This window comes from Sphingopyxis sp., assembly GCF_019459305.1.
Taxonomy (GTDB): domain Bacteria; phylum Pseudomonadota; class Alphaproteobacteria; order Sphingomonadales; family Sphingomonadaceae; genus Sphingopyxis.
The window spans coordinates 25,288-38,081 of the sequence record NZ_JAIBES010000146.1; the positions used below are offsets into that span (position 1 = coordinate 25,288).

General features: G+C 64.7%; 9 protein-coding genes. 7 read left to right on the forward strand and 2 right to left on the reverse strand.

The genetic code is table 11. From position 1 onward, the window contains the following. The first annotated feature begins 1 nt into the window (after position 1). Positions 2–508 carry a hypothetical protein gene (locus tag K0M74_RS18125; protein ID WP_293975667.1) on the forward strand — a complete coding sequence of 169 codons (507 nt, stop codon included), beginning with the start codon at positions 2–4 and terminating at the stop codon, positions 506–508. 148 nt (positions 509–656) lie between these two features. On the opposite strand, the gene K0M74_RS18130 is transcribed toward K0M74_RS18125, so the two are convergent. Next, entirely contained in the window at positions 657–1,103 is a 447-nt protein-coding gene (locus tag K0M74_RS18130; RefSeq protein ID WP_293975669.1) for a hypothetical protein, read from the reverse strand. A gap of 106 nt (positions 1,104–1,209) precedes the next feature. Between K0M74_RS18130 and gyrB the strand changes: the two genes are divergently transcribed. Then, entirely contained in the window at positions 1,210–3,786 is a 2,577-nt protein-coding gene (gene gyrB / locus K0M74_RS18135; RefSeq protein WP_293975672.1) for a DNA topoisomerase (ATP-hydrolyzing) subunit B, read from the forward strand. Positions 3,787–3,917: 131 nt separating this feature from the next. Then, positions 3,918–4,322: a septal ring lytic transglycosylase RlpA family protein gene (locus K0M74_RS18140; protein ID WP_293975674.1), complete on the forward strand. Its 405-nt coding sequence runs from the start codon at positions 3,918–3,920 to the stop codon at positions 4,320–4,322. Between the two features lie 115 nt (positions 4,323–4,437). Here the strand turns inward: K0M74_RS18140 and K0M74_RS18145 are convergent, their stop codons facing one another. Continuing rightward, positions 4,438–5,331 (reverse strand): glutaminase, encoded by an 894-nt coding sequence (locus K0M74_RS18145; RefSeq protein ID WP_293975692.1) that lies wholly within the window; start codon positions 5,329–5,331, stop codon positions 4,438–4,440. A gap of 109 nt (positions 5,332–5,440) precedes the next feature. Here K0M74_RS18145 and K0M74_RS18150 point away from each other — a divergent pair, with 109 nt between their 5' ends. From K0M74_RS18150 to K0M74_RS18165, 4 genes are all read left to right on the forward strand, one after another. Beyond that, positions 5,441–7,849 carry a ligase-associated DNA damage response DEXH box helicase gene (locus tag K0M74_RS18150; protein WP_293975676.1) on the forward strand — a complete coding sequence of 803 codons (2,409 nt, stop codon included), beginning with the start codon at positions 5,441–5,443 and terminating at the stop codon, positions 7,847–7,849. A 132-nt stretch (positions 7,850–7,981) separates the two neighbouring features. Beyond that, positions 7,982–9,028: a retroviral-like aspartic protease family protein gene (locus K0M74_RS18155; protein WP_293975678.1), complete on the forward strand. Its 1,047-nt coding sequence runs from the start codon at positions 7,982–7,984 to the stop codon at positions 9,026–9,028. 40 nt (positions 9,029–9,068) lie between these two features. Further along, positions 9,069–9,785, forward strand: a complete 717-nt coding sequence (gene pdeM, locus K0M74_RS18160; RefSeq protein WP_293975680.1) for a ligase-associated DNA damage response endonuclease PdeM — start codon at positions 9,069–9,071, stop codon at positions 9,783–9,785. A gap of 159 nt (positions 9,786–9,944) precedes the next feature. Continuing rightward, positions 9,945–12,719, forward strand: coding sequence for a TonB-dependent receptor (locus K0M74_RS18165; RefSeq protein ID WP_293975682.1), 2,775 nt, complete (start codon positions 9,945–9,947; stop codon positions 12,717–12,719). Positions 12,720–12,794: the final 75 nt, after the last annotated feature.

A 12,794-nucleotide genomic window follows, 5' to 3' on the forward strand; every position in this document is an offset into this window, starting at 1 on the left:
TATGAAGCGGCAGCGGATGTGGACACAATATGGGCTGGCGGTGCCGTTGATGCTGGCGGTCGCGGGTTGCGCCGCGGTCCCAACCCCCGCCCCGCCGCCGCCGCGTCCGGCGCCTGTCGCCGCCGCGCCGACCCCGGCACCGCTTCCGACCCCGACCAGGGGCTGGGAAGAGCGCGCCGTCGATAGTGGCGCGTGGCGTTATGATGCAGGCAGCCGCGCTGCGGCGTTCATCCCGACCGGCAGCGCCAATCCGCTGCTCACCATGACATGCAGCGGCAGCGCGATACGACTTACCTCGGCACTGGCGGGCGCCGTCAGCCTGCGCACGAGCGCCGGGACCGACGAGATCCGCTTCGATGGCGGCAGCGCAACGCTGCCCAACCGCGACCCGCGGCTCGACCGCATCGCGTTCAGCCGCGGACGGTTCGCGCTGGAAACGCCGGAGGGCGGCGCGCTGACGCTGCCGGTGCAGTCGGAGATCGGGCGGGTGATCGAGGATTGTCGATAAAAGGATCCTCCCTGTCGCGCAGCGATGGGGAGGTGGCAGTCCGAAGGACTGACGGTGGTGCAATGGCGCTGCCGTCGCAAGGCCGCTCCACCATTCGCTTCGCGAACGGTCCGCCTCCCCAGGGCTTCGCCACAAGGAGGATTGGCAGTTATCCCCCCAGCTGTACCGTTCCGCCCCGGATCCAGCCCCAGCGACACGGACCCTGATATTCGCGCGCATTGGCGACCGATTTGCCGACCCCGCACATATCGGGGTCGGTCCCCGGCGCTGCAAAGACCACCCCGAACCAGGCGTCATCGTTGGTTGCTTCGCACAGCGACACATTGGCACCGCCCGCCAGCTTGGCCTTGACCGCGCGCGTTTCGTCAGGCGCCCAATAGACGTCGGTACCGCCCGCCTTGACGCGACTGATGCTCGAACAAGCAGGCAGGCTTGGCCCCTCGGTGCCGATCATCACCGCGCGCGTCGCGAGCGGTTCGCCCGCCACGGCCGGAGCATTTTCGGCAGGCGGTTCGGGCTGGCTGCACGCGGCGAGCGGCATTGCCAGCGCAGCAGCCAGCGACAAAGCGATACGGGGGGAGCGATGCGTTTTCATGCCCCGAATCTAGCCGCCGCGGCGTGACCATGCAACGCTCGTCGCGAAAGCACCAAGACCCGCATTTTCGCTTGGGTTTTGGCATCTGCGACCCTATATAATCGGCATGACGGACACCCCTGAAAATATGGCGCCGAGCGCCAATGCCAACCTGCCCAATGCCAATGCTTATGGCGCCGATTCGATCAAGGTTCTCAAGGGCCTGGATGCGGTCCGCAAACGCCCCGGCATGTATATCGGCGACACCGACGACGGGTCGGGGCTGCACCACATGGTGTTCGAGGTGTCGGACAATGCGATCGATGAAGCGCTCGCGGGCCACTGCGACCTCGTCCTGATCACCCTCAACAGCGACGGATCGGTCAGCGTCGAGGACAATGGCCGGGGCATCCCGACCGGCATCCACGCCGAAGAAGGCATTTCGGCGGCCGAGGTCATCATGACCCAGCTCCACGCCGGCGGGAAGTTCGAGAACACCAGCGACGACAATGCCTACAAGGTGTCGGGCGGTCTGCACGGCGTCGGGGTCAGCGTCGTCAACGCGCTGTCCGAATGGCTCGAGCTGACGATCTGGCGCGACGGCGAAGAGCATTGGATGCGGTTCGAGCATGGCGATTCGGTTGCGCCGCTCAAGGTCAACGGCCCCGCCCCGGCGGGCAAGAAGGGCACGCGCGTCACCTTTCAGGCATCGACCGAAACCTTCAAGAATGTCCTCGAGTTCGATTTCGAAAAGCTGGAACATCGCTACCGCGAACTTGCGTTCCTCAACTCCGGTGTCCGGATCAAGCTGGTCGATGCCCGCCACGCCGAGCATCAGTCCCACGATCTTTATTATGAGGGCGGCATCGGCGCCTTCGTCAAATATCTCGACCGCAACAAGAACGCATTGCTGCCCGATCCGATCGCGATCAGCAGCGAGCGCGATGGCATCGGTATCGAGGTCGCGCTCGAATGGAACGACAGCTATTATGAAAATGTGCTGTGTTTCACCAACAACATCCCGCAGCGCGACGGCGGCACGCACCTCGCCGCATTCCGCGCCGCGCTGACGCGCACGATCAACGGTTATGGCGACAAGTCGGGCCTCCTCAAAAAGGAGAAGGTCAGCCTGACCGGCGATGACATGCGCGAAGGCTTGACCGCGATCGTGTCGGTCAAGCTGCCCGATCCCAAATTCTCGTCGCAGACCAAGGACAAGTTGGTCAGCAGCGAAGTACGTCAGCCGCTCGAAAGCCTGATGGCCGACCGGATGACCGAATGGCTCGAGGAAAACCCTGCCTATGCCAAGGCGGTGATCCAGAAAGTCATCGACGCCGCCGCGGCGCGCGAAGCCGCGAAAAAGGCGCGCGAACTGACGCGGCGCAAGGGCGCGATGGACATCGCCTCGCTGCCCGGCAAACTCGCCGACTGCCAGGAACGCGACCCCGCCAAATGCGAATTGTTCCTGGTCGAGGGTGACTCGGCAGGCGGATCGGCCAAGCAGGGCCGCGACCGCAAGGTTCAGGCGATCCTGCCGCTGAAGGGCAAGATCCTGAACGTCGAGCGCGCGCGCTTCGACCGGATCATCTCGTCGAAGGAAGTTGGCACGCTGATCCAGGCGCTCGGGGCCGGCATCCGCGACGAATTCAATATCGAAAAGCTGCGCTATCACAAAATTGTGATCATGACCGACGCTGACGTCGACGGCGCGCATATCCGCACGCTTTTGCTCACATTCTTCTATCGCCAGATGCCCGAGATCATCGAGGGCGGTTATCTCTACATCGCGCAGCCGCCGCTCTACAAAGTCGCCAAGGGGCGCAGCGAGGTTTACCTCAAGGACGACACCGCGCTTGAAAATTACCTCGTCGACGGCGGCATCGACGCGCTGATGCTCGAAACCACCGGCGGGGCGCGGTCGGGCAATGACTTGCGCGATCTGATCGACCATGGCCGCCGCCTGCGCGCGCTGATGCGCTATGTCCCGCGCGGGCATAATTACGAACTGGTCGAGGCGCTGGCGCTCAACGGTGCTCTCGATCCGGCGCTCGACAGCGCCGGGCGTGCCGCCGCGGGCGTGCGCGCCGCCGAATGGCTCAACGCCGCCGAACGCGCGCTGACCGGCGGGATCGAAGCAAAATGGACGATCACCGCCAGCAACGGCGGCTATACGCTGGAGAAGCGCTGGCGCGGGGTCAGCGACCATCATGCGATCGACGCCGCGTTCCTGGCGAGCCAGGAAGGGCGCCGCTTGCACAAGCTGGCCGCCGAACAAGCCGAGACCTATGCCCACCCGAGCCGGTTGGTGAAGGGTAGCAGCGCCGCGGCAATGGCCGCCGACGCCGCCGCGCTGGCCGCAGCCGAGGCCGCCGAAGACGATGCCGAAGCGAGCGACAGCGACCTGCCCACCGCGAACGTTGGCAAGGTTACCCCGATCACGCGGCCGTCCGAACTGCTTGAGGCGATCTTCGCGCACAGCCGCAAGGGGCTCGCGATCAGCCGCTACAAGGGGCTGGGCGAAATGAATGCCGAGCAATTGTGGGAAACCACGCTTGATCCGTCGAACCGCTCGCTGCTGCGCGTCGAGGCCGAACAGGCCGACATCGCGCATGAAATCTTTGAGCGACTGATGGGCGACGAGGTCGAACCGCGGCGCGAATTCATCCAGACCAACGCCCTGTCGGTGGCGAATCTGGACGTATGATTTCGATTGGTTCCGCTGAAACGGCACCGATTCCAACCTCCGGACGCAAATAGACATCAGTCCAACGCGCGGTGGCTTGCCTTGGTGAGCCACCGCTGCTTTTGGCGCTCCCACGATAAGGGGATGATGTCATGCGGGTCTTTTCAGCGATGCTGATGCCGCTTGTGCTCACGGTTTCGGCCGCAGCGCAGGACGTAGAAGTTTCCGATCAGGCCATTGCCGCGATCGTCCAGGAAGCCGAAATCGACAGCGGCGTCGCGAGCTATTACGGCCGCGAACTCGCTGGCAACCGCACCGCCAACGGCGAGCGTTTCAATCCCGACGAATTGACCGCCGCGCACCGCACCCTCGCCTTTGGCAGCAAGGTGCGCGTTACCAACACCGCCACCGGCGACAGTGTGATCGTCCGCATCAACGACCGCGGCCCTTTTCATCGCGGCCGGGTGATCGACGTCAGCCACGCCGCCGCGCGGGAAATCGGAATGCACCGCAGCGGCACCGCGCGGGTAAAGCTGGCGCTGCTGAACGACGATTGACGGGCGTAGAGTAAGGGTCGGGTTGCGGCCAAAAAAGCGACACTGGTTCTCCCCTCCCTGAAAGGGAGGGCGATGTCTCAAATCTACCCCAGCTCTGCCATTCATCCGCCGTTGGTCAATCGAACACCGACCATCCCGCCGCATAGGCGAAATGTTCGAGCGCGACGGCGCCCGCGAGCGATGTGCCAGCTTCGTTGAGTCCGGGCGACCACACCGCGATCGATCCCTGCCCGGGGGCGATGCATAGGATCCCGCCGCCGACGCCGCTCTTGCCCGGCAGGCCGACGCGGAAGGCGAATTCGCCGCTGTTGTCGTAGTGGCCACAGAGCATCATGATCGCGTTGATGCGGCGCGCTCGATGCGCTTCGACGATCTGTTCGCCGGTGAGCGGATCGCGGCCTTCCATCGCCAGGAACAGCCCGGCGCGCGCGAGCTGGCGGCAGCTCATCGCGATTGCGCATTGGCGGAAATAGACGCCGACGACGGTTTCGACGGGGTGCCGCAGATTGCCGAACGCATCCATGAAATGGGCCAGGCTGCGGTTGCGCGCGCCGGCTTCGGATTCGGAAAAGGCAACGTCGAAGTCGATTTCGACACTGTCATCGCCCGCGCGGGCGCGGATAAATTCGAGGATTTCTTCGGCGACCGCATCACCCTCGCGCCCGTCGATCAGCCGGTCCGTGGTCGCGATCGCACCCGCGTTGATCAGCGGGTTGCGCGGAATGCCCTGCTCGCTTTCGAGCTGGACGACCGAATTGAACGCGCTCCCCGACGGCTCGCGACCGACGCTGGTCCACAGGTCGCTGCCGACGCGGCGCAGCGCGAGCGCCAGCGTGAATATTTTCGACACCGACTGGATCGAAAAGGCTTCATCCGCGTCGCCCGACGTGTGGACGGTGCCGTCTGGAAGGGCGAGCGCGAAACCGAGCTTGTTCGGATCGACCTTCGCCAGCGCCGGGATATAATCGGCGACGCGCCCTTGCCTCAGTTGCTCGGTCGCCAGCAGCATGGCTTCGTCGATATGATGGCGGAGGTTCTCGGTCATCCGCGATGCGTACCGCAGGAGCGCCGAACGGGAAAGGCTTGCCGCCGCCTCATCGCGGCCCCACGTTCTCCATATGAACCTCCCCGCCCCTTTTACCGACTGGTTCGCTGCGCGCGGCTGGCGGCTGCGGCGGCATCAGGCCGATATGCTCAGCGCTGGTGAGCGCGGCGAACATGCGTTGCTCGTCGCAGCGACTGGGGCTGGAAAGACGCTGTCGGGGTTTCTGCCGACGCTCGTTGATCTGACCGCGCACCCGACCGACCGGCTGCACACGCTCTACGTGTCACCGCTCAAGGCCTTGGCTGCCGATGTCGAACGCAATCTGCTCGGCCCGATCGCCGAAATGGACCTTGCCATCAGCGTCGAGAGCCGCAGCGGCGATACGTCGTCGGACAAGAAGGCGCGCCAGCGCAGCCGGCCCCCGAATATCTTGCTGACCACCCCCGAATCCTTGTCGCTGCTGGTCTCCTATCCTGACAGCTTTACGATGTTCGCCGATCTCAAGACGGTGGTGATCGACGAAATCCACGCCTTCGCGCCGGGAAAACGTGGCGACCTGCTCAGCCTTGCGCTGGCACGGTTGCAGGCGATCGCGCCGGGCCTGCGCCGCGTCGGGCTGTCGGCGACGATCGCCGATACCACCGCGTACCGCGCATGGCTGGCGCCCGACAGCGATGCTGGCAGCGTGACGCTGGTGGAGGGGGAAGCGGGCGCCGACCCCGACATCCAGATCCTGCTGCCCGAGGGCGCCGTGCCATGGGCGGGGCATTCGGGGCGTTATGCGGTGCATCAGGTGATGGCCGAGGTCGCCAAGAACCGCACCACGATCATCTTTTGCAACACCCGCGGGCTCGCCGAGCTGATCTTTCAGGAATTGTGGAAGGTAAACGACCTGTCGCTGCCGATCGCGATCCACCACGGCAGCCTCGACCGCGAGGCGCGCCAGCGCGCCGAAGCGGCGATGGCCGAAGGGCGATTGCGCGCGCTGGTCGCGACCTCCAGTCTCGACCTCGGACTCGACTGGGGCGACGTCGACTGCGTGATCCAGATGGGGGCGCCCAAGGGGTCGTCGCGGCTGCTCCAGCGCATCGGGCGCGCCAATCACCGGCTGGACGAGCCGAGCAAGGCACTGATCGTCCCTGGCAATCGTTTCGAATATCTGGAGGCGCAGGCGGCCTTGGATGCAGTCGAGGCGGGCGAGCGCGACGCCGACCGCTTCCGCCCCGGCGCGCTCGACGTGCTGGCGCAGCATGTGATGGCGCTCGCCTGCGCGGCGCCGTTCCAGGAGGATGCGCTGCTGGCGGAAATCCGTTCGGCAGCGCCGTATCGCTGGGTTGATGCAACGCTTTTTTCCCGCCTGCTCGGCTTTGTCCGCGACGGCGGCTATGCGCTCAAAAGCTATGACCGCTTTCGCCGCCTTGCCCCCGACGGACGAGGCGGCTGGCGCATCGCACATCCCAGACTCGCCGCCCAGCACCGGCTCAACGCCGGGATTATCGTCGATGCGCCGACACTCGATGTGCGGTTCAAGAACGGGCGGCGGCTCGGCACGGTCGAGGAATATTTTGCGAGCACGTTAAGCCCCGGCGACACCTTTGCCTTTGCGGGGCTCAGCCTGGAGGTCGAGGGCATCCGCGACTCGGACGTCCTCGTTCGCGCCACGACGAAGCCGGCGCGCATTCCCTCCTATATGGGCGCCCGCATGGCGCTGTCGACGCGGCTCGCTGACCGGGTGCGCGGCTTCCTTGCCGATCCGGCGAGTTGGGCACTCTTTCCTGCGGACGTCCGCTTCTGGCTCGAGATGCAGGCGCTACGCTCGGTGTTGCCGCGCCCCGGCGAGCTGCTCGTCGAAACCTTCCCGCACGAGGGCAATCATTATCTGGTCGCCTATCCGTTCGAGGGATGGAACGCGCACCAGTCGCTCGGCATGCTGATCACCAAAAGGATGGAGCGCGCCGGGTTGCAACCGCTGGGCTTCGTCGCCTCCGATTATGCGCTGGCGATCTGGTCGCTGCGCCCGGTCGCCGACCCGGCCGCGCTGTTCGACGCGGCGATCCTTGAGGATGAATTTGTCGAATGGGTCGAGGGATCGCACCTGCTCAAGCGCGCCTTTCGCGAGGTCGCGGTGATCGGCGGGCTGATCGAGCGCCAGCACCCCGGCAAGCGCAAGACCGGCAAGCAGGTGACCTTTTCGACCGACCTGATCTTTGACGTGCTGCGCAAATATGAGCCCGACCATCTGCTGCTCGAAGCCGCCTGGGCCGATGCCCGCGAGCGCCTGACTGATGTCGCGCGGCTAGGCGACCTCCTCGACCGTGCGGCGGGGACGATGCTGCACCAGCGGCTCGATCGGATCAGTCCGCTGGCGATCCCGGTGCTGGTGCTGATCGGGCGCGAAAGCGTCGCCGGCGCCGATGTCGATGATGCATTGCTCGGCGAACTGGCCGACAGCCTGGCCGATCAGGCGATGGGTCAGGGTTGATCGCTCCTCCCGGTGGCGAAACCATGGGGAGGGAAGAAACCATGGGGAGGGGAAAATGTCACCTCGGCGTTTCGCTTGCTGCCAGCCCGGATGAGGCGTAGATTACGGCCAAACATAAAGAGGATGCCCGCAATGACCCACCTTTTCAGGCGGTCGATGTTCTGGACGGCACTACTCGCCGCGCCGGTGCTGATCGGCGCCAGCCAGACTCCCCCCGCGCCGCCCCCCGTTGCCGTTCCATCCAACGGCGATTCGGCTGACGTCCTTGTCGAACCCGGCACGGCCAGCGAGATCGTCCCATTCATTCAGCCGTTCGACCTCGACGCAACGCGGCGGATGTCGGTGCAGGTCATGGTCGGCGGCAAAGGCCCGTTCGCTTTCCTCGTCGATACCGGCGCCGAACGGACCGTAATCGCACGCGAACTCGCCGCACGACTGGAGCTGGTCGAAGGTGCCAAGCTGCGGCTCGCGACGATCGGCGGGTCGGCAACGGTGCCGAGTTTCCGCGTTGCCGCGCTGCAAATGTCGGACCTGCGCCTGGCGTCCGTCGAAGCGCCCGCCTTTCACGGTCGTCATATCGGCGCTGCCGGGCTGATCGGCGTCGACATGCTCGAAAAACGCCGGGTGCTGATCGATTTCCGCAAGGAAAGGATGCAGATCCTGGAAACGCGCCGCCGCGCGCCGTCGCTGATCAAGGATGATGACGCAATCGTCGTCACCGCGCGCAATTCGGCCGGCCGCCTGATTCTTTCCGACGCGCGGCTGCACGGCAAACGCATCGACGTCATTGTCGACACCGGCGCGCAGACCAGCGTTGGCAACATGGCGTTGCAAAGACTGGTCGCGGCCCGGCGCGCGAACCGGCTGCCCTTTTCCGCGACCGAGTTGACCGCGGTGACGGGCGAGGATGTTCCCGCCTTGCGCACCGCGATCAAGCGCATCGTTATCAACGGGCTGGACATCAACGACCTGCCGGTCAGCTTTGCCGACAGTCAGGCGTTCCGTGTGCTGGGGCTCCACGACCGCCCCGCGCTGTTGCTCGGGATGGACAGCCTGTCGTTGTTCGACCGGGTGGAGATCGATTTCCCCAACCGGCGCGTCGTGTTCGACCTGCCCGATGGGGCGAACCGCCAGACCGGGCAGCGCTTTGCCGCGCACATGGTGCTGCCCGGCAGCTAGCGCGCTTGCGGGCTGCCAGCAGCATTGCCATAGCGGCGCCATGTCCGCCGCCGCGCCCTTTGCCTATGCCGGGCAGTCCTTTCAGATGCTGCCTGACCGGGCGCTGTTCTGGCCGCGCCACGGCGCGCTGATCGTCGCCGACCTGCATCTGGAAAAGGCGAGCTGGTATGCGGCGCTGGGCCAGCCGCTGCCGCCCTATGACAGCCATGATACGCTCGACCGGCTCGCGCGGCTTGCCGCAGCGACCGGCGCGCGCGCGATCTGGTGCCTTGGCGACAGTTTCCACGACCGCGATGCTGCCAACCGCATCGTTCCCGCAATCGCCGAGCGTCTGCGCGGGCAGGCCGCCGCGACGCAGCTGCTGTGGATCGCGGGCAATCATGACGGGCTGACCGGCGGCGCGTGGGGCGGCGAGATCGCTGACGAGCATGTCGTCGACGGCATCGTCTTTCGGCACCAAAGTCTGGTTCACGAAACCAGGCCCGAAGTGTCGGGGCATTTCCACCCCAAGCTGCGGCTGAATGTCCGCGGCCGCCATGTGTCGCGCCCCTGCTTTGCGGGCGACGAACGGCGATTGATTCTGCCCGCCTTTGGCAGTCTGACCGGCGGAATGACCGCCACCGACCCGGTGATCGCCGAAAATTTCGCTGGACCCTATCAGGCGATGCTGGTGGTGCGCGGGCGCCGGCTTTGCTTTCCCTGCACTGGCAGCGCGCGCGATGACGCTACGGCAAGCCGCACCCTTGGCGCCAGCTAGCCGCTAAGCACCGCCGAACGGGCACTTTTTCGCCTGTGGCCAAAAAGCCTCACCCCTCCAGAAACGACGTAAATGCGTGCCTTATGCTGGATCGCGCACGCAATTGAGTTATGCTTCGCGCGCAACAAAAATAATGAAATATTGAGAGGAGTGCCCGACATGAAATCATCTTCCCTTCGTGCTGCCCGATTTATGCGCACCAGCGCGCTTGGTGTTTCAATCGCCATGGCGGTCGTCGCGATGCCCGCTTTCGCGCAAGACGCGACCGCTGACGAAGTCGCCGACGACAGCGACAACACCCCGATCATTGTCACCGCGCAAGGCCGCTCGCAGCTCCTGTCCGACGTGCCGGTCGCGATTTCGGCAGTGAACGCCGAAACGCTGCAGAACAGCGGCGCCAACGACATCCGCCAGCTCAACCAGGTCGCGCCGTCGCTGCTCGTCTCGTCGACCGGTTCGGAAGCCAATGGTTCGGCGCGTATCCGCGGCATCGGCACCGTCGGCGACAACCCCGGCCTCGAAAGCTCGGTTCCCGTGTTCATCGACGGCGTTTATCGTTCGCGTTCGGGCATCGGCCTGAACGAACTGGGCGAGATCGACCGCGTCGAAGTGCAGCGCGGGCCGCAAGGTACGCTGGGCGGCCGCAACTCGTCGGCCGGCCTGATCAGCATCTATTCGAAAAAGCCCGAATTCAACTTCGGCGCCAATGGCGAAGCCACTTATGGCAATTACGACTTTCTGCGCTTCACTGGCAGCGTGACCGGCCCGATCAGCGACACGATCGCGGCCCGGCTCGACGGCGTCTATGTCAAGCGCGACGGTTTCTATCGTGACACGACGAACAACACCGACGTCAACGACCGCGACCGTTATTTCCTGCGCGGCCAGATCCTGTTCGAACCGACCGATGCGCTGTCGATCCGGCTGATCGCCGACTATACCTATCGCAACGAGAAATGCTGCGCCGCGACCTATGTCGACAACAGCGTCAACCCGTTTATCGGCAATCTGAACAACCCGTCGACGCCGCTCGCACCGCTGCAGACAAACGGCAACAACATCATCAACGTGCTGCGCGATCTTGGCCAGCCGCTTTCGGCGTTCAGCCAGGGCTATGGCCGTGCGATTTCGGTCAGTCCGGGACGCAGCTTCGAGGGCGTGACCAAGGATTATGGCTTCTCAGGCCAGATCGATTATGATTTCGGCGGCGCCACGCTGACTTCGATCACGGCGTACCGCGAATATCGGTCGAGCCAGGCGTCGGATACCGACTATGGCGCGGTCGATATTCTCTATCGCGCACCCAGCGACGATGCGTATCGCCAGTTCCACACCTTCACCCAGGAACTGCGCTTGCAAGGCGAAGCGTTCGACGGAACGCTCGACTGGCTCATTGGCGGCTTCTACGCCAATGAAAAGCTGACCGTGCGCGACAATCTGCGCTTCGGGAATCAATATGGCCGCTTTGCCAATTGCCGCATCATTTCGGGCGGCGGGCTTGCCGGACTTTATTCGCCGACCAGCCCGCTGTGCGTTGCGCCGGGCGTCGGCCCGGCAACGCTTGCCGGTGCCAGCGGGCCGATTTCGGGCGCCGACATCGTCGCCGCCTTCACCGCGCTCGACGGGCTTAACGATCTCGGCACGACCAACGACCGCTATTTCCAGGACGGCACAAACTGGGCGATCTTTACGCACAATATCGTTCACATTACCGATCGCCTCGATCTGACGCTGGGGCTGCGTTATACGAACGACAAGAAAAAGTTCGACGCAACCTTTGGCAACGACAACACCGTCTGCACGACCGTCCAGGGTCTTGTGCTCGACGATGCCGTCAACCCGGCGACCACCGCGACCGCTCGCGCGCTCGCGGGTGCGTTGATCGGGCTCAGCTGCCAGGGCAATTCGACCGCCGAGCTCAACGGCGTGTCGATCAACGACAAGCGCAGCGAGGACGAATGGACCGGCACCGCGATCCTGTCGTACAAGCCGGTCGATGACCTGCTGCTCTACGCCAGCTTTGCGCGCGGTTATAAGGCGGGCGGGTTCAACCTCGACCGTTCGGCGCTCAAATCGCCGATCGTGCCGTTCGGCGGACAGGCGGGCGCGCAGGCGCTGGTCGGCAACCTTCAGTTCGACCCCGAGCTGGTCGACAGCTATGAAGTCGGTGCCAAATATTCGACTGGCCCGTTCAGCCTGAGCGTGTCGGCGTTCCGATCGGATTTCAGCAATTTCCAGTTGAACACCTTTAACGGTACGGTGTTTCTGGTTGCGACGGTCAACGGTTGCGACAATCTCATCGGCGGACCCGATGCCGATACGGACCTGAGCAACGCAACGGGCACCTGCGCGGCCGACGACGTTACCTATGGCGTGCGAACGCAAGGTTTCGAGCTGGAGGCCCAGCTGGTCCCGGCGCGCAACTTCCGCATGGCGGCCGGCCTGACCTATGCCCGCACCAAATTCCGTGGCGATCTGGTGGGCAACAAAAGCGGCTTGGCGCTTGATCCGGCGCTGCGCAAGCTGCCCGGCGACAATCTGTCGAACGCGCCCGAACTGGTCGCCACCGGCAGCGTCACCTGGACCCCCGATATCGGCAGCAGCGGGCTGACCGGCCTGGTCTATATCGATGGCCGCATGACCAGCGATTACAACACCGGGTCCGACCTGTTCCCGCAGAAGGAACAGGATGGCTATGCGCTGTTCAATGCCCGCATCGGGGTGCGTGGCCCCGACGAGAAATGGGGCGTCGAGCTGTGGGCGCAGAATATCTTCAACAAGAACTATGCGCAGGTCGCGTTCAACTCGCCGTTCCAGGCGGGGACAACGTCGGCACCGTTCACCGACCCGCAGTATCCGGGCGGCCGCCAGATCTTCTCGCAGTTCCTGGCTGAACCGAGGACCTACGGCGTGACGCTGCGCGGCAAATTCTAACCGCTAGCGATCCTTAGAATATTGAGGGGGGGGGCCCCGGGGCCCCCCCCGGTTTTTTTAACCCCCGCCCCCGCC